This window comes from Solidesulfovibrio sp. C21, from assembly GCF_047785625.1.
GTDB lineage: Bacteria > Desulfobacterota > Desulfovibrionia > Desulfovibrionales > Desulfovibrionaceae > Solidesulfovibrio.
The window spans coordinates 20,052-45,294 of record NZ_JBLODY010000023.1 but is presented as its reverse complement, the minus strand read 5'-3'; the positions used below and the strand labels follow the sequence as shown (position 1 = coordinate 45,294).

Annotated in this window: 22 protein-coding genes; 17 read left to right on the top strand and 5 right to left on the bottom strand. The window is 65.4% G+C overall.

The features are described from left to right. Positions 1-35: 35 nt before the first annotated feature. Both ACMZ6R_RS09235 and ACMZ6R_RS09230 read left to right on the top strand, forming a co-directional pair. Positions 36-1,139, top strand: a complete 1,104-nt coding sequence (locus tag ACMZ6R_RS09235; protein ID WP_416110638.1) for an HD domain-containing phosphohydrolase — start codon at positions 36-38, stop codon at positions 1,137-1,139. A 26-nt stretch (positions 1,140-1,165) separates the two neighbouring features. Then, positions 1,166-2,275: a response regulator gene (locus ACMZ6R_RS09230; protein WP_416110637.1), complete on the top strand. Its 1,110-nt coding sequence runs from the start codon at positions 1,166-1,168 to the stop codon at positions 2,273-2,275. Between the two features lie 152 nt (positions 2,276-2,427). Here the strand turns inward: ACMZ6R_RS09230 and acs are convergent, their stop codons facing one another. The 5 genes from acs to ACMZ6R_RS09205 are packed head-to-tail and all read right to left on the bottom strand — an operon-like array spanning position 2,428 to position 8,174. Next, positions 2,428-4,338 carry an acetate--CoA ligase gene (gene acs / locus ACMZ6R_RS09225; protein WP_416110636.1) on the bottom strand — a complete coding sequence of 637 codons (1,911 nt, stop codon included), beginning with the start codon at positions 4,336-4,338 and terminating at the stop codon, positions 2,428-2,430. A 34-nt stretch (positions 4,339-4,372) separates the two neighbouring features. After that, entirely contained in the window at positions 4,373-5,251 is an 879-nt protein-coding gene (locus ACMZ6R_RS09220) for a LytR/AlgR family response regulator transcription factor (protein WP_416110635.1), read from the bottom strand. A 12-nt stretch (positions 5,252-5,263) separates the two neighbouring features. Then, on the bottom strand, positions 5,264-5,911 hold the full coding sequence (locus ACMZ6R_RS09215; protein ID WP_416110634.1) for a hypothetical protein: 648 nt from the start codon (positions 5,909-5,911) through the stop codon (positions 5,264-5,266). Beyond that, positions 5,908-7,092 carry a type IV pilus twitching motility protein PilT gene (locus ACMZ6R_RS09210; protein WP_416110633.1) on the bottom strand — a complete coding sequence of 395 codons (1,185 nt, stop codon included), beginning with the start codon at positions 7,090-7,092 and terminating at the stop codon, positions 5,908-5,910. The genes ACMZ6R_RS09215 and ACMZ6R_RS09210 overlap by 4 nt, the downstream gene beginning before the upstream one ends. A 5-nt stretch (positions 7,093-7,097) precedes the next feature. Beyond that, positions 7,098-8,174, bottom strand: coding sequence for a type IV pilus twitching motility protein PilT (locus ACMZ6R_RS09205; protein WP_416110632.1), 1,077 nt, complete (start codon positions 8,172-8,174; stop codon positions 7,098-7,100). Positions 8,175-8,510: 336 nt separating this feature from the next. On the opposite strand from ACMZ6R_RS09205, the gene ACMZ6R_RS09200 reads away from it, so the two are divergent. The 15 genes from ACMZ6R_RS09200 (at position 8,511) to ACMZ6R_RS09130 (ending at position 25,235) form a co-directional block, all read left to right on the top strand. Next, the gene (locus tag ACMZ6R_RS09200; protein ID WP_416110631.1) at positions 8,511-8,696 is read left to right on the top strand and encodes a helix-turn-helix domain-containing protein; all 186 of its coding nucleotides are present in this window, start codon (positions 8,511-8,513) and stop codon (positions 8,694-8,696) included. A 54-nt stretch (positions 8,697-8,750) separates the two neighbouring features. Next, positions 8,751-10,748 carry a hypothetical protein gene (locus ACMZ6R_RS09195; RefSeq protein ID WP_416110630.1) on the top strand — a complete coding sequence of 666 codons (1,998 nt, stop codon included), beginning with the start codon at positions 8,751-8,753 and terminating at the stop codon, positions 10,746-10,748. Further along, positions 10,745-11,278: a hypothetical protein gene (locus ACMZ6R_RS09190; protein ID WP_416110629.1), complete on the top strand. Its 534-nt coding sequence runs from the start codon at positions 10,745-10,747 to the stop codon at positions 11,276-11,278. Before ACMZ6R_RS09195 ends, ACMZ6R_RS09190 begins: the two co-directional genes overlap by 4 nt. 12 nt (positions 11,279-11,290) lie before the next feature. After that, the gene (locus tag ACMZ6R_RS09185; protein ID WP_416110628.1) at positions 11,291-11,779 is read left to right on the top strand and encodes a hypothetical protein; all 489 of its coding nucleotides are present in this window, start codon (positions 11,291-11,293) and stop codon (positions 11,777-11,779) included. Positions 11,780-11,818: 39 nt separating this feature from the next. Beyond that, positions 11,819-13,735 carry a secretin N-terminal domain-containing protein gene (locus ACMZ6R_RS09180; RefSeq protein WP_416110627.1) on the top strand — a complete coding sequence of 639 codons (1,917 nt, stop codon included), beginning with the start codon at positions 11,819-11,821 and terminating at the stop codon, positions 13,733-13,735. An 11-nt stretch (positions 13,736-13,746) separates the two neighbouring features. Next, entirely contained in the window at positions 13,747-15,777 is a 2,031-nt protein-coding gene (locus ACMZ6R_RS09175) for an ExeA family protein (RefSeq protein ID WP_416110626.1), read from the top strand. 99 nt (positions 15,778-15,876) lie between these two features. Next, positions 15,877-17,583 (top strand): GspE/PulE family protein, encoded by a 1,707-nt coding sequence (locus ACMZ6R_RS09170; protein ID WP_416110625.1) that lies wholly within the window; start codon positions 15,877-15,879, stop codon positions 17,581-17,583. A 31-nt stretch (positions 17,584-17,614) separates the two neighbouring features. Next, positions 17,615-18,841 (top strand): type II secretion system F family protein, encoded by a 1,227-nt coding sequence (locus ACMZ6R_RS09165; protein ID WP_416110624.1) that lies wholly within the window; start codon positions 17,615-17,617, stop codon positions 18,839-18,841. A gap of 88 nt (positions 18,842-18,929) precedes the next feature. Continuing rightward, positions 18,930-20,252, top strand: coding sequence for a sigma-54 interaction domain-containing protein (locus tag ACMZ6R_RS09160; protein WP_416110623.1), 1,323 nt, complete (start codon positions 18,930-18,932; stop codon positions 20,250-20,252). A 194-nt stretch (positions 20,253-20,446) separates the two neighbouring features. Further along, positions 20,447-20,872, top strand: a complete 426-nt coding sequence (locus ACMZ6R_RS09155) for a pilin (RefSeq protein WP_416110622.1) — start codon at positions 20,447-20,449, stop codon at positions 20,870-20,872. A gap of 34 nt (positions 20,873-20,906) precedes the next feature. Then, entirely contained in the window at positions 20,907-21,389 is a 483-nt protein-coding gene (locus ACMZ6R_RS09150) for a type II secretion system protein (protein WP_416110621.1), read from the top strand. Between the two features lie 116 nt (positions 21,390-21,505). Next, positions 21,506-23,623, top strand: coding sequence for a pilus assembly protein TadD (locus ACMZ6R_RS09145; RefSeq protein ID WP_416110620.1), 2,118 nt, complete (start codon positions 21,506-21,508; stop codon positions 23,621-23,623). Further along, the gene (locus tag ACMZ6R_RS09140) at positions 23,568-24,236 is read left to right on the top strand and encodes a GspH/FimT family pseudopilin (RefSeq protein WP_416110619.1); all 669 of its coding nucleotides are present in this window, start codon (positions 23,568-23,570) and stop codon (positions 24,234-24,236) included. The genes ACMZ6R_RS09145 and ACMZ6R_RS09140 overlap by 56 nt, the downstream gene beginning before the upstream one ends. Then, positions 24,233-24,700, top strand: a complete 468-nt coding sequence (locus tag ACMZ6R_RS09135) for a type II secretion system protein (protein WP_416110618.1) — start codon at positions 24,233-24,235, stop codon at positions 24,698-24,700. Before ACMZ6R_RS09140 ends, ACMZ6R_RS09135 begins: the two co-directional genes overlap by 4 nt. A gap of 1 nt (position 24,701) precedes the next feature. Beyond that, positions 24,702-25,235 (top strand): prepilin-type N-terminal cleavage/methylation domain-containing protein, encoded by a 534-nt coding sequence (locus tag ACMZ6R_RS09130; RefSeq protein ID WP_416110617.1) that lies wholly within the window; start codon positions 24,702-24,704, stop codon positions 25,233-25,235. Positions 25,236-25,243: the final 8 nt, after the last annotated feature.

Sequence of the window (25,243 nt, the reverse complement as noted above, 5' to 3'; positions counted from 1 at the left end):
GAAAATATCGCGGCACGATCCACGTTTCGAGAACCATGACGGGCAAAGGCTGGTGGAATTTGAACAGCCCCAAGCGCATTTTGGCTATTGACGATGAACGCATCAACCTTCGGGTGATAGGCGGGCTGTTGCGCAATCTCGGCCATGAACCGGTGCTCATGGAATCGTTCGCCGAGGCGCTCCAGTACCTGGACCCGAGCATCGATCTGGTGCTGCTCGACGTCATGATGCCCGAAACCGACGGCTTCACCGTGGCCAAGAAGATTCGGGAAATCCCGGAAGTGGCTGATGTGCCCATCATCATGGTCACGGCGCTCACCAGCAAGCAGGATCGGCTCAAGGCTGTGGAGGCCGGCGCCAACGACTTCATCTCCAAGCCCATCGACCTGACCGAACTGCGGGTGCGCGTGAGTTCGCTTTTAAAGATGAAGGAGTCCCAGGACGAGGTGAAGCGCTACCAGGCCGAACTCGAGGAAATGGTGGCCGTGCGCACCTCGGCCCTCAGGATGGCCCTGGAAAACGTCAAGGAATCCCAGCGCACCATCCTCTCGGCCCACCTGGAGACCATCCACCGCCTGGCGTCCGCCGCCGAATTCAAGGACGAGGAGACCGCCGACCACATCCAGCGCATGAGCCGCTACTGCGCCCTGCTTGCCGGTAAGCTGGACCTGCCCGACGCCGAGGTCGACCTGGTTTTGCAGGCCAGCCCCATGCACGATATCGGCAAGATCGGCATCCCCGACAGCATCCTTTTGAAACCGGCCAAGCTCACGCCCGAGGAGTGGGTGGTGATGCAAAAGCACACCATCTTCGGGGCGCGCATCCTGGGCGAGTCCAATTTCGAGCTCTTGCGTGTGGGCGAGATCATCGCCCTGTCCCATCACGAGAAGTGGGACGGTTCGGGCTACCCCAAGGGCCTTGCCGGCGACGACATCCCCCTTTATGGCCGCATCTGCGCCGTGGCCGACGTCTTCGACGCCCTGACCAGCAAGCGTCCCTACAAGGAAGCCTTCTCCAACGAGAAATCCCTGGAGATCATGCGGGCCGGCCGGGGCAGCCATTTCGATCCGCGCGTGCTGGACGTTTTTCTGGGCGATTTCGCCAGCGTCGAGAAGATTCAGCGGGAATTCGAGATGTAAGGGCCTGTTCGAGGGACCCGAAACCTATGCCCGATAGCGACAAACGGCCGTTCGTGCTCATCGTGGACGACGTGCCGGCCAATATCCGCATCCTGGCCGAATTTCTGCGCGACGGGCACGACATCCGCGTGGCCGCCCGGGGGGCGGACGCCCTGGACCTGGCCAGGCGCCTTCCTCCGGACATCATCCTGCTCGACGTCGTCATGCCCGACATGGACGGCTACGAGGTCTGCCGCCGCTTGAAGGCCGATCCGGTCACGGCCGAAATCCCGATCATCTTCGTCACCGCCAAGTTCGCCCCCGAGGATGAGGCCTACGGGCTCTCGCTCGGAGCCGTGGACTACATCGTCAAGCCGGCCAGCCCGGCCGTGGTGCGGGCACGGGTCAAAAACCACCTGGAACTGCGCGCGGCCAGGGAGACGCTGGCCCGGCAAAACGCGGCTCTGACCGAGGCGGCCAAGTTGCGCGAGGACGTGGACCGCATCATGCGCCACGACCTCAAGGCGCCGCTGACCGGCATCATCGGCCTGCCGCCGCTGATCCTGAACGAGGGGAATCTCAGCGACACCCAGTCCATGTTCGTGCATCTGATCGAGGAAAGCGGCCTCAAGATGCTGTCCATGATCAACCAGTCCCTGGACCTGTTCAAGATGGAGCGCGGGACGTATGTGCTGCGGGCCGAGTCCATGGACGCGGCGGCGGTGGTGCGGCGTCTTTTCGTGGAGATGGCGACCGTTGCCGGGTACAAGCGCAATGTGCTGGCCCTGACCGTCGCCGGCCGGCCGGACGACGGCAAAATGCCGGTCAGGCTCACGGCCGAGCGGTTGCTTTTCTACACCATGCTGGCCAATTGCCTGAAAAACGCGCTGGAAGCCTCGCCCGAGGAGGGCGTGGTCACGGTCGACCTGCGCCCCGGCGATCCGGCCGTAATAACCGTGACCAACCAGGGCGTGGTGCCGGCGGATATGCGGGGACGCTTTTTCACGAAGTACGCCACCTCGGGCAAACTGGACGGCACCGGACTCGGGACCTACTCCGCGCGACTTATCGCCGAAGCCCACGGCGGAACCGTGCGCATGGAAACCTCCGACGCCACCGGCATGACCACGATCACTATCATTTTGCCCCAGAGGTGAGCGGGAGAAGACAGTGCGAGAGGGGAAACCCTTTAAAAAGGGTTTCCCCTCTCGCGCTCTCCCCTTCCTCAATTTTTTACCGGTATATATAGTTAGCGATAACAGTTTGTTATCGCCAAAAGTCTTGGGAAGGGGGTCCGGGGGGAACCTTTCTACAGAAAGGTTCCCCCCGGTTCTTCCTCCTCCCGCAGCATACGCCGCAGGATCTTGCCGCTTTGCGTGCGCGGCAGGGATTCCCGCAGCGTGACCGCCCGCACGATGACGATGGGGCCGAGTTCGCGGCGCACGTGGGCGCGCAGGTCCGAGGCGAAGGCGTCGGCGTCGGCGTAGGCCTCCTGCCACTGGGAGGAGGGCACCACGAAGGCCTTGGCCACCTCGCCCTTGATCTTGTCCGGCAGTCCGATCACCGCCGCCTCGATGACGAAGCGGTGGGACGTGAGCGCCGCTTCCACCTCGGCCGTGCCGATGCGGTGCCCGGCGATGTTGAGCACGTCGTCGGCTCGGCCCTGGATCCAGAAATAGCCGTCCTCGTCGCGCCGGGCCACGTCGCCGGCGAAATAGACGCCCGGTATCTTGTCCCAGTAGGCGGCGGCGTAGCCGGCCTCGTCGCCGGCAAGGCCGGTGAGCATCCCGGGCCAGGGTTTTTTTAAGACCAGAAAACCGCCCTGGCCCGGAGGCACGGCCCGGCCGTCCTCGTCCACCACGTCGGCGGCGACGCCGGGCAGGGCCTTGCCCACGGAACCGGGTTTGAGCAGGGAGATCGGCATGGGCGAGAGCATGGCCATGCCCGTCTCGGTCTGCCACCAGGTGTCGAGGACCGGGCAGTTGGATCGGCCGATGTGCTTGTAAAGCCACATCCAGGCGTCGGGGCCGAGGGGCTCGCCCACGCTGCCGAGCAGGCGCAGCGTCGAGAGGTCGCGTTTTTTGGGGTACTGCGGCCCGTAGCGCATGAGCATGCGGACAAGGGTCGGCGTGGCGTAAAAGATGGTGGCCCCGTAGCGCTCGATGATGGCCGGCAGGCGGTCGGCCTGGGGATAGAGGGGGTGCCCTTCGTAGAGGATGACCGTGGCCCCGGTCAGAAACGGCCCGTAGACGCCGTAGGTATGGCCGGTGATCCAGCCCGGGTCGGCCGTGCAGAAGTGGATGTCGGTCGGCTTGACGTCGAAGACGGTGCGGAAGGTGTGGTGCGCGCCGACCATGTAGCCGCCGTGGCTGTGCACCACGGACTTGGGCTTGCCCGTGGCCCCGGAGGTGGGCAGCCAGAAAAGCGGTTCCCCGGCTTCCATGATCTCGGTCGCGGCCTCGGGCGATTCCTGGCGCAGCAGGTCATGGTAATAGAGGTCCCGGGGCTCCTGCATGTCGATGTCGTCGCCGGTGCGGCGCACGACCACCACCGTCTCGGCCACGTCCGGCCTGGCGTCGGCCAGGGCCTCGTCCACCACGGCCTTGAGGTTTATGAGCTTGCCGCCCCGGTAGAAGCCGTCGGCCGTCACGAGCACCTTGGCCCCGGCGTCGCTCAGGCGTTCGCGCAGGAATTTGGCCGCGTAGCCGGCGAAGACAAAGACGTGCACGGCCCCGATCTTGGCCGTGGCCAGCATGGCGATCACGGTTTCGGGGATGGGCGGCATGTACAGGCACACCCGGTCGCCGCGCCCGACGCCGAGCGCCCGAAGCGCCCCGGCCAGCCGGTTGACCTCGCGGTAGAGCTCGAAATAGGTGAATTTGCGGCAGTCCCCGGCCTCACCCTCCCAGATGAGCGCCAGTTTGTTCTTGGTCCAGATATGGACGTGGCGGTCCAGGGCGTTGTGCACGATATTGGTGCGGGCCCCGGGGAACCAGCGGTAGGCCGGGGCCTGGGAATCGTCGAGCACGGCGTCCCATTTGCGGTGCCATTCGAGTTCGAGGGCCGCCTGCTCCCAGTAGCCCTGGTGGTCGGACGCCGCCAGCCGGTAGGCCTCGGCCAGATCGGCCGGCTTGACGTTGGCTTCGATGACCGTGGACGGGGCCGGCCGGAACACGCGCTCTTCCGTAAGCAGCGCGTCGAGGTTCGCGGTCGTCGGCATCGGTATCCTCCTTGGCGGCAAAACGCGTTTCCCCTTACAAGCCGAGAATCTGCTTGAGCTCGCCGATGCGGCGGCGGCCGATGGGCAGTTCGATGCGCGTCTTGCCGGCGGTGCGCAGCATGAAGTTGCCGCCGGGCATGGTGGCGATCTCCGTCACCTGGTCCAGGTTGACGAGGTATTTGCGGTGCACCCGGAAAAAGCGGTGGGGTCGCAGCCGTTCCTCGAGGTTTTTGAGGCGGTACGAGGTCAGAAGCTTCTTTGTGGCGGTGTGGACGAAGGAATAGTCCTCGTAGGCCTCGATGAAAAGAATCTGGGTATAGGGCATGAGGATGGTGCGGCCGTCGAAGGTGATGGGGAGTTTTTCGATGTCCACCGGCCGCTCGGAGCCCGTGTCCCAGGCCTGGCGCAGAGCCGAGAGAAAGCGGTCCTCCTCCTCGCCCTCCAGGGCGAGCTGCACGGTCTGTTCGCCCTCGGGGTCGTCGTCCAGGGCGGCCGGGGCGGCGGCGGGCCGCCATTGGGGCGGCGGGGCCTCGCGAAAGGCCGGCTTGTAGCGGGAAAGCCGCTCCAGGGTCCGGGCGATGCGCTGCGGGGAAAAAGGCCACAGCAGATAGTCGGCCGCGCCGAGTTCGAAGGCCGCAAAGGCCCGGGATTCGTCCGTGGCGATAAAGACCAGCCCGGGCTGGCGCTTGGCAGCTGTCAGCGCCTGGGCCAGCTCGAAGCCGCCCACTTCGCCCGGCAGGTCCACGCCGCAGAAAAGGAGACCGTAGGGAATGGCCCGCAACAACTCGGACGCTTCGTAAGCGTCCACGGCCTCGCCGAGCACCCGGATGAAATCCGCGTCCGCCAGCCCCTGGCGCAGGGCCGTGCGGACTTCGGGGTCGGGGTGCACGAGCAGGGCCGCGATACGGTCCATAAGGCGTCCTTCTTAGGGAGCGGTAAAAAGGGAGGGCAGGGCGCTGCGGCGCTCCCAGGCGGCCGCGAGCCTGCCCGCGATGTTTTCGGCGACGCGGCGGTCGAAGACGGCGTCCGCGCCGGCGGCAAAGGCGGTGGTCGCGTCGCCCTCGGCGAAGTCGCCGACCAGGAAGAGGGCGAGGCCTTCCCGCTGCCGGCCGGTGAGCGTGGCCACGGCCTCGAGCAGTTCCCGGGCGGCCGGTCCGTCCAGGGCCACGACCACGGCCGGAAGCAGGCCGGCCACATCGGCCCGGTTCTGGTCCGGCTCGGGCGCGGCATCGAGCACATGCCAGGCGGGGGCCGCAAAGGCCGCGTCCAGGGCCTGCCGCCAGGGCGCGTCGCCCAGGGCGGCGATGACCAGGCGCGAACCCGGGGGGACGGGCCGGGGATCGGGCAGGGGCGTCACTTCGGGCGTCTGCCCGGTCGCCGGAGCCGGGGGCGGCGGCGAGGCCGCGCCCGTCGGTGCGTCGAAGACCGCGCCGGTCTCGATGCGGGTGAAGCTGCGGCGCTTGCCGCAGGCCGGACAGGTAAAGGCCGCCCGGCCGCCGACCGGCGGTTTGTCCGGGGCAAGCGTCAGCGTGTGGTTGCCGCAGGGGCAGGTGATGACGGCCGCGCCGGTCATGACGGCTCTCCCGTGACGGAGTCCCCGGGCGACGGCGCGTCCAGGGAAAGGCCGGTGATGGAGGTGACGGGCAGGCCGCGTCCGGCCTTGACCGCATCCAGGGCGCGGGCCAGCGCGGCCCGATCCGAGGCGCGGGCCAGCGCCGTCTCCTCGGTGATGGTCCCGGCGGCATACAGGGCGGCCGTGGAGGCGTCGAAGGTGACCATGCCGTAAGGCTCGCCCTGTTCCAGGATGTCGGAAAATCCCATCCCCTGCTCCTTGGGCGCGCGGATGCGGTCCCGGGTGCGCAGCGTCGCGGCCAGCACCTCCACGGACACGGCCCGTCCGCCGCCGAGGCGCGGCAGCAGCCGCTGGGCCGCCACGTAGCGAAGGCTCCCGCCCAGGCGTTGCCGGGCCAGCGTCTGTTCGCTGGGGCTGAAAAAGGCCAGCAGCCGCTCCACCGCGCCGGCGCAGTCGGCCGTATGCAGGGTGGTGAGGACCAGATGCCCGGTTTCGGCCGCGCCAAGGGCCGCGTCCACGGTCTCCCGGTCGCGCGCCTCGCCGACGAGGATCACGTGGGGGGCCTGGCGCAGGGCGGAGCGGATGCCGTCGGCGAAATCGGGGAAATCCGTGCCCAGCTCCCGCTGGCTGACCACGCCGCGCCCCGGGGAAAAGATGTTTTCCACCGGGTCTTCCAGGCTGACCACGTGTACCGCCCGTGTGGCCAGGATGGCGGCGGTCAGGGCGGCGAGCGTGGTGGATTTGCCCGAGCCCGTGGCCCCGACCACCAGCACCAGTCCCTCGGCCAGGGCGGCCATGCGCGCGAAAACCGGCGGCAGCCCGAGGGCGGCCAGGGCCGGCGGCGCGTCCGGCAGCCGGCGCAGCACCAGCCCCAGGCTGTCCCCGGCCCGGTAGGCGTTGACCCGGAAGCGCACGCCGGTCGGGTGGCGGTAGGCCGCGTCGCAGCCGCCCCGGGCGCGCAGGTCGGCTATGAGCCGGGCGTCCGTGCCCACAAGCCCCCGCACCAGGGCTTCGGTCTGGGCCGGGGCGAGGGGGCCGGTGAGCTGGGGCAGGGCCAGCGGGGTGAACACGCCGTCGAGGAGCGCTCCGGCCGGGGAGCGGGCGGTGAACATGTAGTCCGAGGCGGCCGGGGCTTGGCCCAAGGCCGCGCCGACGACGGCGTTGAGCAGGCGGCGGGGCATGGTGGTCAGGCCTCCCGGACCGCTGTTTTCGGGGCCATGTCGGCGAACCGCGTCTTGTTGGCCGCGTTTCTCCAGGCGTCGAGGCCGTCGATGCGCCCGGCGGCCAGCAGTTCGAGCATGGCCTCGTCCAGGGTGCGCATGCCTTGCTTCCTGCCCGTCTCCATGACCGAGTAAAGCTGGAACACCTTGTTTTCCCGGATGAGGTTGCGCACGGCCGTGTTGGCCAAAAGGATTTCCTGGGCCAGCACCCGGCCCGGGGCGTCGGCGCGCCTGAACAGCACCTGGGAGATCACGGCCACCAGGGATTCGGACAGGGCCGAGCGGATTTGCGCCTGCCGGTCGCCGGGAAAGACGTCGATGATGCGGTCGATGGTCTTGGCGGCGGACACGGTGTGCAGGGTCGAGAGCACCAGATGGCCGGTCTCGGCCGCCTCCAGGGCCAGCTCGATGGTTTCCATGTCGCGCATTTCGCCGACCAGGATGATGTCAGGGTCCTCGCGCAAGGCCCCACGCAGGGCGGCGGCGAAGCTTTTCGTGTCGCGCCCCACTTCGCGCTGGTTGACGAGGGCCGCGGCCGGGGCGTGCACGAACTCGATGGGGTCCTCGATGGTGATGATGTGGTCGCGTCGGTTCTCGGCGGCGTGGCGCACCATGGCGGCAAGCGTGGTGGATTTGCCCGAGCCCGTGGGGCCGGTGACCAGCACCAGTCCCTTGGGCCGCATGGCCAGCTCGGCCAGGATGTCGGGCAGCCCCAGGTCGGCAAGCGTGGGCACGTTTTCGGGGATGGCCCGAAACGAGGCCGCCACGCCGCGCTCCTGGCGGAAGTAGTTGGCCCGGAACCGTCCGATGCCGGGCGAGGCGTAGGCGAAGTCGAGGTCGCCCGTCTCCTCGTAGGCCTTGACCAGCCGTTCGGGGGCGATCTCGTAGAGCAGGGTCTTTAATTCCTCGTTTTCGAGCACCTTGTATTTGATGCGCTCGAGCCGGCCGTTTATGCGCAGCACCGGCTGGGCACCGCTCGAGAGGTGCAGATCCGAAGCGCCGGTTTCCTTGAGCATCTGAAAAAACGCGTCGATTTGGGCCATGGGTCCGCCATGTTGTTGGGGTATTGCGCTGACCCACCCTAGCATCAAGCCCGGTGGTTTTGGAATCGCCGCGTGGAGGCCGGTTGTGCTGGGCACGGGTTTTGTAGGGAAGAGGGTGCCCCGGGTGGTCCGTTTTCAGGAAGTCCCGGGGAATTGACCGGTTATGATGCAAACGGCGGAGGGAAGGTCCGCCGGGGAGATTAACGGAATGAAACGGTTGTGTGCGGGAAATAAAAAAGTGGAACGGATGGATGGCGCGTTGCGCGCGTCCCCGGGTTTTTTTTTGGCCCAAGCCGACCGTAAGTATCGTTAGATAGCGATAAGGAGCGATGCGCCATGCGGGAACACGTGGGAGAGATCAAGGAAACCTACACGGTGCAGGAAGTGGCCAGGCTGCTCAAATGCAGCGACCAGACGGTGCGCAAGTTCATCAAGGGCCACACCCTGCATGGCGTCAAGGTCGGACGCGGCTGGCGCATCAGCCATGACGAGGTGTCACGGCTGACGCGCTTGCAGGGCTAGCCGCGGCGCCGCTTTTGGAAAACGAACACCGGATGATCTGAACGGAACACGACGATGCCCAAGGAAAAAACAACCACGCCGAACCAGCGGCTGCTGGAGATGATTCGCCGGCCGGCCGGAAAAACGGCGGCAAGTGCCCCCCGGGAGCGAAAACCGGGTAAGGGGGCGCGTCTTTTTTCCTTCGGCAAGGCCGTTTCCGTCGGCGTGGACATCGGGCAGACGCAACTGACCTGCATCAAGGTGCGCGGCCACGATGCCGGTTTCGAGGTGCTTGGAGCCGTCGTCGTCCCCGTGCCCGAGGGTGTCGCGCCCGGCAAGGAGGGCTTCGCGGCCTTGCTGCGCCGCACGCTGTCCGAGTTGTGCGGTCCCGGCCCGACCCCGCGCATCTGGGCGGCGGACCAGAGTTCCCGGGCCAACATCCAATTCGTGACCATCCCCAAGGTGTCCTCCGGCCAGGTGGACAACGCGATGTTCTGGACGGCCAAAAAGGAAATGAGCTTCGACGAGGCTTCGGTGGTGTTCGATTTCGAGCGCCGGGGCGAGACGACCGAAAAAGGCATGGAGCGGCTCGGCGGGCTCGCCTACACCGCGCCGCGCGAAGCCGCCGAGGCGCTGCGGGCCGATTTCGTCAAAGCCGGCTTCCCCCTGGCCGGGCTCACCCTCGAATCCTTTGCCGACCAGAATTTCTACCGCCGCCGCATCCTGCACGAGGCCGCCGGGACCACGGCCAACCTCCATGTGGGCCAGAACTGGTCGCGCCTGGAAATATTCAACGACGGCAACCTGATGTTCGTGCGGGTCATCAAGACCTCCATGTCGGGCATGGAACAGGCGGTGATGGAAGCCCTGGAGGCGAACCTGTCCGCCACGCCGCAGCCCGTGCCGGAACAGGGCATGGCCCTGGCCCCGGGCGCGGCCGGGGATACGCTGCTGGATCTGGACGACGGGGGGGATGCCGCAACGGGCCTGGTGCTCGAACTCGAGCCCGAACCCGAGGCCACGCCCCCCCCGAAAAACGCGGACCAGCCGGCCCGGCCGCGCGTGACCAAGGAGCAGGCCCGGGAGCTTTTCTGGAGCATCATCTACGGCTGCGAGGATCTGGGCACCTGCCATCCCGGCCTGGGGCTCGAGCCTCAGGACGTCATGGGCATGCTCGAACCCGTGGCCTCGCGGCTGGTGCGGCAGGTGGAAATGACGCTCAAACACTACCGCGAGTCGTTCGGCTTTGACGCGGTGTCGCACTTGACCGTGTCGGGCCTTTTGGGCGGCAGCAAGACGTTCGTGTCCTATATCGGGGAGCAGACGGGACTTCGCTGCACCCCCCTCGATCTGCTGGGCGCGCGCGTGCCCAAGGTGCCGCTCCTTGACGGCTGGATGCTGCCCGGCCCGGCCTGGAGCCAGGCCCTGGGACTGGCCCTTGCCGATGTGGACGTCACGCCGAGCGTGTTTTTCACCTACAGGGAAAAGGCTTCCGTCCGGGTCTCACGCCTGCTCGAGCAGTGGACGCTGATCATTTTGGCCCTGGTGCTCGCGACCATGGCGTTTTTCTCCTTCGACGCCGCTTCCACCCGGCGCGCGCTCACCCGGGAGCGGGACGCGATCAACGGGCAACTGGCGTCCCTGGGCGGCGGCATGGACGTGGCCTCCCTGTCGCGGATGACGGATGATCTTCGCGCCAAGCGGGCAATGCTGCGCGCCTTTGCCGGGCGCAACCAGGCGGTCGGCGTCTGGGAGAGAGCCTTGGCCCTGGCGCCCGACGGCGTCGGCGTCGGCACGCTGACCACCGAACTCGGCGCGCCGCGGGAGTCGGACAAGAAAAGCGGCAAGAAAGGCAAGGACGCGGCGGGAACGGGGCGTTTGGTCCTCGACGGCATGATCACCGGTGATGCCCGCCTGTTCGATTCGATGCTGGCCAGCTATGTGGTGGCCCTCGAAGGGGAGCCGCTTTTCGAGAATGTCACGGTCAAAAAAAGCGAAGTGGAACCCCTTGCCGACGGCGCTTCGGGACTGCGCTACGTCATCGGCCTCGAGCTTTCGGAGACCACGCCATGAAGCTTACCGAGATCAAGCGCCGCCTGCCGCCCCGTACCCTGGGATTCCTGCTCGCGGGCGCGGTCATCGCGGCGGGGTTCATGGCGGTTTTCATCGTGCCGGATTACCACGCCGCCAGGGAACTGCGACAGGAGCTTGCGCACTTGCAAGCGTCGCTGACCATGCGTCGCCAGTTCGCCCCGGTCGCCAAGTTGCTCACGCAGGCCCGGGAGCATTTGCAGCAGGTGGGCCCGGTCGGCGGCAAGGCCACGCTGCCCCTGTCCGACGTGGGCCGGCTCAACACGATTTTCGGGGACATGGCCACACCGCTCGGGCTGCGGGTGACGCGCGTTTCCCCGGACCCTTCCTCGGTGACGCGAAAGGGCCTGCTGGCGGTTCGACTCGGATTTCTGGGACCGGCGGAGGCCTTCCGGAAATTCATGCTGGCCTTTGGCCGGTACGGGCCCCTGGTCAAAGTGGAGTCGGTGTCCACCATGGCCGGCGCGGAAGGGCGCGAATACGCCATGAAATGCTGGCTGGCGATCAAGTAGGCGGTCTGGGCAATGAGCAAACGCGAGAAAATCCTTTTGGCGGCGGTCTGCGTCACGGCCGTGATCGGGCTTTGGGTCACGCTGGACCGGCCCTCGTCCCCGACCGCCCGGCAGCCCAATCCCGGCGACGCCACCCAGGCCGCGAACCTGTTGCGCGCCATCAAGGACTCGGATCTGAGCCCGGCCGAAATTTCGCTCGTTGCGGCCATCGGCGAAAAATGGCCGATAAAATCCTTTTACGACAAGCCGTTATCCGGGCGCGCCTCCGTGCAGCATTCGGTTCTGCCCCGCTACTCGGGATACGTGGAGCTTGGCAGCGGCAAATTGGCCGTCGTGGACGGCATGGAATACCAGGTCGGCGACGCCCTGGACGGCGGCGGCTACAAGGTCGTGTCCATCGCCCCGGACCAGGTGGTGTTGGAGAGTCTGGCCAACGGGCAGCAGATGACGATTCCCTACGAGGGTCAGGAAGCCCGGGGGCAGGACGCCCATGGACGCTGAGCCATGGCGCGTCGCGCCGGACAGGATGGGAGAATGCATATGCGAGGTCGCGTCATGAACGCGGGGAAGTGGGGCAGGGCCGCGCTGGCGGCGCTCTTGGCGGTGTCCCTGACCGCGCCGGGTTGCGTGAAAAAGCCGCACAAGGATGCCTTTATCGAGCATTGGGATGCCCGGGCCGTCCAGTCGGAGGGCTATTCCCCGACGAGCCATCCGCGTCGGATCGAATTCAAGAAGGCGGCCCTCGCCTCCAAAAAAGACAAGGCTGCGGAGAAGCCGGCGCGGGCCCTGCCCACCCAGAAAGTGACGCTGCGCATGTACGACACGGACCTGGTGGCCGTGGTGCGGGCCATGGCCCGGGCGGCCAACCAGAACGTGGTGCTTTCCTCGTCGATTCCCGGTTCGACCGGCGCCGGCGAGGGGCCGCAGCAGGGCAAGGGGCTTCGCATCAACGTCAACGTGACCGACGCCCCCTGGGACGAGACGTTTAAAAGCATCCTGGCCTCCAACGGCCTGACCTACTCGGTGGAAGGCGACATCATCCGCGTGATGACCGTGGCCGACATGGAGCAGCAGCAAAAGCTCAAGGAAACCAGCAATAAAGTGGCGGCCGAAGCGGCCAAGGCCAGGGAACTCGAACCCGACGTCACAGCCCGGGTCGAGATCAACTACGCCGAACTTTCCAAAATGTACGCCACGCTTTCGGCCATGTGCGGCTCTTCCGGCGCGACCATGCCCGGGCAGCAGCAGGCCAAACAACCGACTCCGGCCGGCCAGACCGCCCACAACATCACGCCGGACCGGTCCGCCAACGATACGATCAAGATGCGCGGCCAGGGCGGGCGTCGGCCCGGCCAGCTCAATTGTTCGATCGTGCCGGACCAGCACAGCAATTCCATCATCATCCAGGCCCCGGAGGAGGACGCGAAAAAACTGGTGGCGCTCATCGAAGAGCTCGACAAGCCGCGTCCCCAGGTCAAGCTCAAGGCCTTTATCGTGCAGACCGACCGGACCACGGCCCAGGCGCTGGGCGTGCAGTGGGGCGGGTTGCTGAAAAACTCCAACTTCCGGATGTCCCCGGCCCAGCTCGCGACGACCTCCACCACCACGACGTCGGGCAATAACGGTTTGACCTCGGCCTCCGGGGGGTCCTCCAACTCGACCCTCAGCGGCTCCGGCAGTTCCTCCAACGCCAATAGCGGCAGCACGAGCGCCAGCAACGTGTCGAGCCCGATCTTCCCCGGCGGCACGTCCGGCAACGGCTTCGGCCTCAACTATCCGGCTTCGACCTTGAACAAATCCCTGATCACGGCCTCGGGCCTTGGGGCCGCCGGCGCCGGGGTCGACTTCCTGTTCGGCAAGATCGGGGAAAACGTGCTGGAGGCCCAGCTCACCGCCCTGGCCGAGGAGAACAAGTTGAAAATCCTGGCCAGCCCCACCATCACCACCATGGAGAACCAGACGGCCTTCGTGGAAAACGGCATGGATGTGCCCTACACCTCCACCTCCCAAAACGGCACCAACGTCCAGTTCGCCAACGCCACCCTGCGCCTCGAGATACTGCCCCATGTGGTGGACGGCACCAACCTGCGCATGAAGATCACGGTCAAGGATGACCAGGTGGACACCACGCGCACCGTGGACGGCAACCCCTACATCTACAAACGCGAGACCCAGTCGAACCTGGTGGTCGAGGACCGCGAGACCATCGTCATCTCCGGGCTGGTCCGGGACACGATGTCCGACGGCAACTCCGGCGTGCCCTACCTGCGGGACATCCCGGGGCTTGGCTGGGCCTTTAAGTCCAAGAACTCGAGCGTCGAGCGCGAGCAGATGCTTATCTTCATAACGCCCATCATTCTCAAGGAAAAACCCATCGCGCCGGTGCCGCCCGTGGCCGATCGCGTCGACCCCAAAGCCCTCTCGCCCGTCGCGGCGGCCGAAGTCGTCAGACCCTAAAGGAGTGTGCCATGAGCTACTATAAGGCCCTGGGCCTCGTCCGCGAGCCCTTCTCCAACTCTCCGGACCCGGATTTGCTCTACCGGGCCCCGTCCCACCTGGAATGCCTACAGCATATGGAAATCGCCGTGCGTCTGCGGCGCGGACTCAACGTGGTGCTTGGCGAGGTGGGCACGGGCAAGACCACGCTCGGCCGGGAACTGACCCGGCTCCTCGACGGCGACGACGACATCGAGGTCCATTTCATCGACGACCCCTACCACGCCACGCCCGAGGATTTCCTGTTATCCCTGGCCCGGCTGTTCGGCCTGGACGCGGCGCCGCTCGGGCGCGACGCCGGGCTGTTACGCGAGGCGCTCAAGGCCGAGCTGCTGCGGCGTGGCCAGGACGGCCGGCGGATCGTGGCCCTTATTGTGGACGAGGGGCAAAAGATCACGCCGCCGTGCCTGGAGCTGTTGCGCGAACTGCTCAATTTCGAGACCAACACCCACAAGCTGTTGCAGATCGTCATCTTCGCCCAAAACGAGTTCGAGGACGTGCTGGCCGCGCGGCCCAACCTCGAGGACCGGGTCAATTTTCGCTACCGGCTTTTGCCGCTGACCAGGACCCAGACCCGGCGCATGATCGAAACCCGTCTGGCCCTGTGTTCCCCGGAAGGACGCGTCCCGGCCGTGTTCACGTCCCTGGCCTGCCGGCGCATCCATCGCCTGACCGGCGGTTATCCGCGCAAGATCGTGCGACTGTGCCATCTGTCCATGCTCCTGGCGGTCGGTTTCGGCCGCCAGCGCATCGGCTGGGGGCTGGTCGGCCGGGCGGCCAGGGAGCAGCGGGGGGCCACTTCCGTGTGGTTGCGCCGGGGAGGGCTTGCCACCGGCTGCGCCCTGGCCGGTTTGATCAGCGTCGGCATGCTAAGCGGGCAGCCGCCGTTCGTGCGGCATGGCGCGGATATCCTGAGTCGGGCAGTCGCTTCCCTGCCCCCCGCCCAGGCTCCCGCTCCGGCCCTTGCGCCGAGCGGCAACCGGACACCGGCCATGCCGGCGGTTCCCGTGGCCGAGGCCGCTTTGGCCAAACCGGCCGTGCCGCTTCTGGCCGCTCATGCCGGCGCGGCCGCCTCGCCAGCGGCCGAAACCCCGAGCCCGGTCGCCGCCCAGTCAGCGAAAGCCCAAGCTCCGGCCGCCTCGCCAGCGGCCGACGAAACGCCCCAGACCGTGTCGCCGGGGGCCAGGGTTGTCCCGTCCACGGCCGAAACCGTCGCGCCGGAGCCCGGGACGCGCCAGGGGCGGGATATGGCCGCCGCGTTGGATCTGGCGGCCGCCGCCTTGCCGCCAAACGCGCCGGAGCACATCATCGTGGTCGCTCCGGACGACGGCCTGCCGGCTGCTTCGGTCGTGGCCGCTGCCGCGGTCTCTCCGGAACTGCCGCCGGCCATGCCTGTTGCCGGCGACGGGCATTCCGGAAAGGCGGCCGCGCCGGGCAGGATCGGAGCCTGTGTCGTGCGCCCGGGCTGGAGCGTGAGCAGGCTTGCGGCGCGACTCTACGGCAGCGGCGGCAGAGAGGTGCTGTCCCGGCTCGCCGCCGCCAACCCCGGCAAGAATTTCAACCGGATTCGGGCCGGTGAAACCCTTGTCTATCCGCCCATCGAGGCCGTGGCCCCGCCCGCGGGGACCTACCTGGTCAAGGTGGCCGGCGTGGACGGGCTGGAGAGGGGATTCACCTTTATTTTCCGCCACACCGGCCAAGCGGAACTCTCGCTTTTCTGCACCCGGCTGCCCGATGCGAGCCTGCGCTTCGATGTGGTCCTGCCCGTTTTGTACCCCGACCAGGAAGCGGCGGAAGCGGCCTTGGCGGGCCTCCCCCGGGAACTTGCGGCCAGGGCGGTGCTTCTGGGCGGGTATCCTGCCGGCACGACGTATTTCACGGAACTCGGCCCGGCCTCCCGACCGGCCCCCGGCGTGACCCGGGCCGTGGCCGCCGTGGCTGGCAAGGCCGCCGTCCGGCAGGTGGCCGAGCGGCAGCCGTCGCCGCTCCCCGGACAGCCGTAAACCTGGACGAAACGCCCAAGCCGTGACAGGGAAGGGCCGACCGCGCGCGACACGTGATTACACGGGCGTTTCCGCGCCGGCCGGACCCGGGGAAGAGGAATGGAGCCCAGAAAACGCCTGCGTCTTGGCGAGATGCTTGTCTCCGCCGGACTTGTGACCGAAGACCAGTTGCGTCAGGCCCTTGCCGCCGGCAAGCGGGCCGGGCTGCGCCTTGGGCAGCAGCTCGTGCGCGAAGGCACGGTCAAGGAATCCGACATTGTCGACCTGATCAGTCGCCAGATGGGGCTTTCCAAATATACGCCCGAACGCTTTCCAGTGGACGGCAGCCTGGCCGCCATCATTCCGGCCGAGATGGCCCTGCGTGCCCGGCTCGTGCCGCTGCAAAAGACGGGCAACCTCATCCAGGTGGCCATGCCCGACCCCCTCGACGTCAGTTCCATCGAGGACATCGAGATCTACAAGAACTGCGAGGTGGAACCCGTCATTTGCACCGAGCGGGAGCTTGGCCACCTGACCAGCGCCATCTACGGTATGGGACTCGGGCTCGAAGGCGTGCTCGACAGCATCGAGAGCATGCGCGACGACGAGAAGCCGGCCGCGCGCACGACCGAGGACGTGCAGGTCAGCTCCCTGGAGGACATGGCCGGCGAGGCCCCGGTGGTGCGCTTCGTCAACTCGCTTCTGTCCCAGGCCGTGCGCGAGGGCGCAAGCGACGTGCACATAAGCCCCGAGCGCGACCAGGTGCAGATCCGCATGCGTATCGACGGCAAGCTCAAGGCCGTGCCCTCGCCGCCCAAACCCATGATCCTGCCCATCGTTTCGCGCATCAAGATTCTCGGCAACCTCGACATCGCCGTCAGCCGCGTGCCCCAGGACGGCCGCTTCACCGTGGCCATCGACAAGCGGGAGATCAACATCCGCGTCTCGACCCTGCCGACCATCCATGGCGAGAATCTGGTGTTGCGTCTTTTGGACATGAGCGCCGGCGGGCTGCTTTTGACCGACCTGGGCCTTGCCCCGGACGACCTGGCCAAGCTCCGGCTGGTGGTGGAAAAGCCCTACGGCATGTTCCTGGCCACCGGGCCGACGGGTTCGGGCAAGTCCACCACGCTTTTTGCCCTGCTGCGCGAGATCAACCGGCCGGACATCAACGTCGTCACCCTGGAGGACCCGGTCGAGTATCGCCTGGACGGCGTGCGCCAGGTGCAGCTCAACCGTCGGGCCGGCATGACCTTTGCCAGCGCCCTGCGGTCCACGCTGCGCCAGGACCCGGACGTGGTGCTGGTGGGCGAGATCCGCGACGCCGAGACCGCCGCCATCGCCACCCAGGCGGCGCTGACCGGCCACAAGGTGCTCTCCACCGTGCATACCAACGACGCGGCCGGCGCGGTCATGCGGCTTATGGACATGGGCATCGAGCCGTTTCTGGTGTCCTCGGTGCTGGTCGCCTCCATTGCCCAGCGCCTGGTGCGCCGGGTCTGCCCCAACTGCGCCGAGCCCTACACGCCAAAGCCCGAGGTGCTGCGGTTCTGGAACCTGGAAGACACGCAGGGCGCGGTTTTCATGCGGGGCCGGGGCTGTTACATGTGCGGCGACACGGGATTCAAGGGGCGCGTCGGGCTTTACGAAATCCTGGTCATCGACGAGGATATCCAGGAGATGGTGGCCAAGCGCGCCACGTCGCGGGAGATCTCCCGGTTCGCCGCCGATTCGGGGCGGTTGAAACTGCTTCAGGACGACGCGCGCCTGAAAATTCTGGAAGGCAAGACCACCTTCGAAGAGGCCTCCTCGGCGGTCATGCTCTGATGCCGCCGCCCGCTAACAAGGACGCCGCGTCGTGCCGCAATATTCCTACGAAGCCATAAACGAGGCCGGCAACACCATCCGGGGCACGATCGAGGCCGAGAGCCCCGACGGCGCCAAAAACCGGCTGGCCGCCATGGGCTACATCCCGGTGTCGGTCCAGCGCGGGCTTGGCGGCTCGGACGGCGGCACGTTCAGTGCCCTGGAGGCGGCGCTGTCCCGGGTCAAGCCCCAGGAATTGATCCTTTTCACCAAGCAGTTCAAGACGATGCTCGCGGCCGGGCTGTCCATGCTCGAGATCCTCAAGGTGCTGGAGCAGCAGACGGAAAATCCCCGCCTGCGGCGTCTCTGCGGCCGTATGGCCGACGACGTCAAGAAAGGCGCGTCCATTTCCGAGGCCCTGGCCGTGCACAAGGGCGTTTTTTCGCCGCTCTACGTCAGCATGGTGCGGGCCGGCGAAACGGCGGGCGCTTTGCCGGAGGTGCTCGACCGGCTCATCTACATTATTTCCCACGAGCATCAGGTCCGCTCCGATATCCGCTCGGCGCTCCAGTATCCTATGACGGTGGTGATTGCGCTTGTCGGGGCTTTTTTTTTCCTGCTGACCTTCGTGGTGCCGGTTTTCGCCAGGATCTTCGCCAACGCCCACGCGCAGTTGCCGCTGCCCACGCGCATCGCCTTACAAGCCAACCTCTTTATCACCCACTACTGGTATGTCCTTGTGGCCGGGGTGGTCGCCGTCGTGTCGGCCTTGTATTTCTGGTTCAAGACGGAAGGCGGCCAGGTGGCCCGGGATGCTTTTTTTCTGCATGTGCCGATTATCGGCAAGCTTTTTCAGAAAGCGGCCATGTCGCGCTTCGCCTCCATCTTCGCCATCCTGCAATCGAGCGGCGTGCCGGTCCTGACCACCATCGACATCCTGGTCGAAACCATCGGCAATGCGGCTATTTCCAAAGAATTCAGGCGGATTCAAGGCATGATCCGCACCGGGCAGGGGCTTTCCGCGCCGCTTTCCCGGGCCAAGTATTTCACACCCATGGTGGTGACCATGGTGTCGGTGGGCGAGGAATCGGGCAATCTCGACGAGATGCTTTCGGCCATAAGCGAGCACTACGACGCCGAGGTGGCCTATGCGGTCAAACGCCTGTCCGATGCCCTGGGGCCGATTTTGATCGTGGGATTGGCCGGCGTGGTGGGGTTTTTCGCGCTGGCCATTTTCCTGCCCATGTGGGACATGGCCCAGGTGTCGCTGCATCATTGAGCTGCCGGCGGCGCAGGTGAAAAGCGGGGCGCTACGGGCGCGGGACAACGGCAGGGAGCGTTACAAGGCGAGAGTGGAAGGCAAGGGCATGCGGCGACGATTCGATCCGGGACTGGCGGTGCTGGTCCCCGTCATCCTGGGTGGCGTTGCGGCCCTTTCCGTTCTGTGCGCCTCCTGGCTGCCGTTTTTTTTCCCGCGCCTCGTGCCGGCGGGGAGTCCCGCGGTCACGGCCCTGGTCTCGGGCGTCTGCGTGGCCGGCGTTTCCGCGGTGTTCGTGCTTGTGGCCCTGCGCCCCATACGGCGGCTTCTTTCCACCGCGCCGCCGGTTTTGCCCCCTGCGCCCGCCGCTTCGGGCCGCGCCCTGGGGGAATTCGACCGGCTGGGGTTGGTGGCCGACCAGATGGCCGAGACACTCGGCAAGCTGGACGCCCGGGCGCTTTTTCCGGACATGGTGGGGGAAAGCCGGGTGATGCGCGGCGTTTTCGCCCAGATTCTCAAGGTGGCCGCGACAGACGCCACGGTGCTGCTCCTCGGGGAATCGGGCACGGGCAAGGAGCTGGCCGCCAGGGGCATCCACGACAAAAGCCCCAGGGCGGGCGGGCCGTTCGTTGCGGTCAACTGCGCCGCCATCCCGCCGGGACTTTTGGAAAGCGAGCTGTTCGGCCATGAGAAGGGCGCTTTTACCGGGGCCGTTTCCCGCCAGATCGGCAAGTTCGAGCAGGCCGGCGGGGGCACGCTCTTTCTGGACGAGATCGGCGACATGCCGCTCGAGACCCAGTCCAAGATACTGCGGGCGCTGGAAACGCGCCGCATCGAGCGGTTGGGAGGCAACCGTGCCCTGCCCATAAACGTGCGCATCGTGGCCGCCACCCACCGCGACCTGGCCGCCATGATCCGCCAGGGCACGTTCCGCGAGGACCTTTTCCACCGGCTCAACGTCTTTCCGCTGTCCCTGCCGCCGCTTCGGGAGCGCCGGGAGGACATCCCGATCCTGGCCGAACGGTTTCTCGAGGCGCTTCGCCCCGGAGCCACGCTTTCGGTCGAAGCCTTGCAGCGGCTTTTGGCCTATGATTGGCCGGGCAACGTGCGGGAGCTCAAAAACACCATGGAACGGGCGGCCGTGCTGTGCGGCGATACGATGGCGGTTTCCCCGGCCCATCTGCCGGGGCTGGCGGCCGGGGGGCCGGATGCCGCCGGCGCCGTCGGTGCCGCCGGCGTGGGAAACGATCTGGACGGGCGGCTTTCGGCCTATGAGAAGTCGCTCATTGAGGCCGCGCTGTCGCGCACGGGCGGGGTGCAGGCCCGGGCGGCGGCGCTTCTTGGCATCAAGGAGCGCAGCCTGTGGCACCGGGTGAAAAAGCTTGGCATCCATCCGGGCGCGTTCAAGGATTCCAGCGGGGAAGCGGGCTGATCTCCAAAATTTGATGTTCTTTCCATCAATTTTTGGAGTATGATGCGGCCTCACAGTAAGGAGATGAACTGCTTGTCGGGGCAAAATGCCGGGAAACCGGTTCGTTAAGGGAATGTGGCTTTGTTGGCATGATGCATGCTTATAAAAAATGACCCGCCTTGGGCGCAAACACTGCTTATCGGAGGAGAATGGAAATGCTGCACGTCGCCGATCGTCGCAAAAAAGGACAGCAGGGCTTTACCCTGATCGAAATCATCGCCGTTCTGGTCATTCTGGGTATTCTGGCCGTGGTGGCCGTGCCCAAGTATCAGGATTTACAATCAGAAGCTCGAAAATCAGCTGCGAAAGGCTTGGTGGCCGCAGCGCAATCTGAGTTGTCCATGACGTATGCCGCCTATAAATTGAATAGTACATCTACTACGCTGGATACAAAACTTACTGACCTCTGCAATACGACGTCTCTTGGTATTTCCAACGGGGATGGTACGGTGACTTGTACAGGAAATCCTGAGGGAGATAAAGGTTGGTTGACAGGATATGTTACAATTGTGGCGAATGTTGTAGGCGGAAGTACAGATAAGGTTACAGGTTATTGGAATAGCCCCGAGGCGAAGAAATAGGGCGGTACACGATACCTTGCTTGCCCGGGAACGGATGCGACCGTTGCGCCACATCGGTCGTGCAGGCCGCGGCCGTTCCCGGCATCCGTATTCGGGCAACGGTCGATCCGCTGGGGTGAGGCATGCCTGTCCTCCGCAATCGCCCCCCGCGACTTCGAATGCAGGCTTCACGCTGATCGAGATCGTCTGTGTGCTGGTCGTGGTGGGTATTCTTGCCGTCGCCGCCGTCTCCCATTACGATTCATTGCTCGACGAATCGAAACGGCGCGGTGCGCAAAATCTTGTTGCCGCTGCCCAGACGCAGCTCAGCCTGGAATTTGCTCGGCGGGCCGTGGCCGGCCTGGCCCTGGACGCGGATGCCCAGAATATCTGCGGGTGGGTCATTATCGATAGTCCGGATGTCGCCGCTTCGATACACTGTACCGGGAACATCGGAGGCGACGTCTCCATCACCGCCAACATCGAAGCGCAAAACGTGACCGGGAACTGGAACAGTCCCCTTGCGGGCGGAACGTGACCCCGCCGATGTTGCGAAACGACCACACCCGGGTGCGCGTCGCCAGCCTTGCCACGGTTGCGGTTTGAGCCCGCGCCGGTCCGCACGCCACAACATCCTCTTTTCCTGGGAACATGATGCAGCACGTTTCTTCCTGGGGCCGGTCCTTCAAGCCTTGGCCCGTCCTGCTCCTTTTTTGCGGTCTGGCCGTTCTGTGGGGACGCTGGCCCATCGTGGCCCTGGATTTCGACCTCTGGTACCACCTGACGGGCGGGGCCTGGATCGTTCAACACCTGCGGCTGCCCGACGCGCCGTTTTTCTCGTACGCGCCGACGGGCAAGGGCTGGGTGGATTACTACTGGCTTTTCCAGGTGCTGGTGCACGGGCTGTATCAGGTGGGCGGCTATGTCGCCTTGTCGCTTTTGCGCGCGGCGTTGTATCTGGCCGCGGTTTGGGGCGTCTTCACCTATTTCCGGGCCGCCCGGGAAGACGACGGCACTGGCGCGGCCGTCCTGACGCTTTTTTTTACCTGCGCCTATGCCCTGGCCTTGCAGCCGCGCGAGGTGTTGTTGCGGCCCCACGCCTTCACCTACCTTTTCATCATCTTTCTGCATTACGTGCTCAATTACCGCCAACGCCTCGCCTGGGCGTTGCCGGTCCTGACCGTTGTCTGGGCCAACCTGCACGGGGTGGAGTATCCCGTGGTCATGCTCGTTTTGGGCGCGTATCTGGGCGAATATTTCCTGGCCAAGCTCATGCGCCGCGAGCGCGCCGCCGCCCGGTACAAGTCGGTGCGCTGGCCGGCCATCCTTTCGCTCTACGCCATCTGCGTCACCCCGGCCGGGTTGTCGCTCCTGGCCAAGGCCTTCGACGGGCCGCCGTTTCATGAACGCGTGGTCATGGAACTGGCCGCCCAGCCGCTGGACAGGTTTCTGGCGCTCTTTTTCTATCCCGACGAGCGGCTCATGGCCGGGGTGACCAACGCCCTGGTCCTCGCTGCCGCGCTTGGCGGCCTGTGGCTGGCCGTCAACCGGAGGCTGCGGGTCAGCCGGGTGGTGCTTTTCGCCGGCGGCATGGTGCTTTTGCCGATGATGCGCCGGTTCACCTACGAATACATGCTGCTCACGCTGCCGATTCTGGGGGATGCGACGGCTCTGGCCGTTGCGCGGTTCTCCCGACCCGTCAAGGCGCGCACGGCGGCCATCGTCTCGCTTGCGGCCGTGGCGCTCACGCTTTGGACCTCGGCCGCTTTTCTGGGCTATCGGCCGCATTATCCCGTGGATACGGCCCGTCTGCCGGTTGGGGTCTGCGATTTTCTCCTGCAAAAGGGGCTCGGGGGGCGGATTTTCAACGTGCCCAATCCCGGCGGCTATCTCCAGTGGCGCCTTTTCCCCAAGTACAAGATCTACATGGACATGCAGACCATGCTTTTCCCCGGGCTCGACCTTTTCACGAGCGTGAACGCCTTTGGCGACGCGCAGATCATGCGCGGCGTGCTGCGGGATTATGCGCCGGGATTTTTGCTGGGCGACGTACAGGACAAGGATTTTGCCAAGCGCCTCGAGAAGATCGGGGGCCATTTCGTGCCGGTCTTTTTCGACGACATGCTGACGCTCTATGCCGACGCGGACAAGTATCCCGATCTTGTCGCCCGCTATAAGCTTACGGCGCTGTCCCCGGCTACCTGCGTCACGGCCGATTACGAGGCCATGGACGCCAAGGAGCGGGAGGCGGCCATGGCCGAGTGCCAGCGGTTGCTGGCGATCTATCCCGAGGGGCTTGCGGTCAACACGGTGGCGGCTAAGATTCTGCTTGCCGAGGGGCGCACCCATGAGGCGTCGGGCATTGCCGCGCGTCTCATGAAGCGGTTTCCGGCCCGCTACATGGGCTATGCCCTGGACGGGCTGGCCGCGTTCAAGGAAGGGCGTTACGAGGATTCGCTTTCGCGCAACAAGGAGGCGCTGGCCCGGGCCTTGCCGTCCGAGCGCGAGATGGTGGTGCGAAACCTCTACGCCACCTATGCGCGGCTCAAGGAATTCGGCAAGGCGTATGAGACGCTGCTTTCCGTGGTCAATCCCATGGCTTTCAGCACGAAGTTCACGGACCTGTACGATCTGGCCATGTCGGCCATTGCCAGCGGCAAGTCCCGGGAGGGCGGGCTGCTTTTGGCCATGGCCAAGGCCAAGGCGGGACCGGGCGATGCGGACAAGGTCAAGGAAATCGAGTCGCTCCAGGAGATGTTGCGGCGCGGCTGAAGGGAGCCGGGACGATGCGCCCGGTGCTTCACGGATGCCGTGCTTTGGGGTAGATTTGGCGCAAGGCTGGGATTTACGCATGGACAAGGTGGCAGCAGGCAGAGACAGGGGCGGCTTCGGGCGGGGCTTGGCGGCCCGGCGGGGCTTTACCCTTATGGAAGTCGTCGTCGTCCTCATTGTGTTGGGGATTCTCGCCCTTATTGCCGTAACCCGTCTTGAGCCGCGCAATCCCCAGGCCGTGGCCGAGGCCGACGCCTTGCGCTCGGTGTTGCGCTACGCCCAGTCGCGGGCCATGTCCGACGTCTACACCTGGGGCGTTTCCTTCACCGCCTCGGGCTACACGCTGGTTACCGGCAACACGTCGCAAAATCCGGTGTTGCTTGGCCAGAGCACGCCGACGCACACCTTGCCGGACGGAGTCGCCTGCTCGTGGGCGCTCAACAGCGGCGCCGACACCATATGGTTCAACTGGCGCGGCGAGCCGGTGACAGGCATCATTTCCACCCTTGACGCCACTGCCGCTCCGGCTGGCAGTCCGCAGACGGTCACGCTGACGGAATCGGAGATGCCGGTCACGGTCACGGTCACGCCATTTACGGGGTTTGTGCCATGAGCAAGCCGTCTGTTGTCGCCTCGCCGGGGTTCACCCTGCTGGAAATCATCATGACGCTCGTGCTGTTCGGGATTGTGGCGGTGATTGCCGCGTCCTATTTTTCTGCGGGCATCACGCGCACGGACATCCCGGTCAAGCAGTTGCAGACCGACGCCAGCCTGCAACTTGTGCTCGAGAACATGATATCGGATCAACAAAAAAAATTCCCTGGCGACTTGAATGGGTTCAATGGCGCACTAGGAACTCCCGGCCAAGTGCAGTCCACGTATGGCAGCGGATCGAGCTATGTCGTCACGGACCAGCGGTTCGTTTGTCCGGAGTCAAACACATTCGTCACCAATACCAGCGCGTATCAGTTTCTGCTGGTGACCATCAAGCCGGAGGTCAATTCCGGCGTGAGCCTGAGTTATCTTTTCAGCAGCAACAGTGCGAATGTGAATTGCAATATTCCGGGAAGCGATTGATATGGACGGCAAGCGAAGAAAGAACGATTCCCGCCGGGGTGGATTCACGTTGCTGGAGATGGTGTGCGTGCTGGTTCTGCTTGGCGTCGTGGCGCTTTTGACAACGCGCATGTTCACCAATCTCATATCCGGCTACACCCTGGCGCGCAATTCGGCCGCCGCCGTGCAGAAGGCCCAGAATGCCCTGCAGCGGATGACGATCGACTTTACCTACCTGAAGGTGGCATCTTCGTCGGGAGGGGAAACTTCCATTTCCTACAATACGTCCCTTGATAATGATGCGATTGTGATATCGCAGTCTGACAATAAGATTTCGTATTCATTGAACGGGACGCCGTATACGTTGACGGATGGCGTTGGCGCCGATTCCTTGCGTTTTACGTATTATAATACGTACACATCCTCGGCTGACAGCGCTTTGAGCAGCAATACAGCCCTTGTCGGCATATCCTTTACCATGGTCGGGGACGATCCCAGCCAGGGCTTTTCGCAGACGTATTCCACCCGGGTGGCACTGAACAAGGTTAAGAATTAGCGAGTATG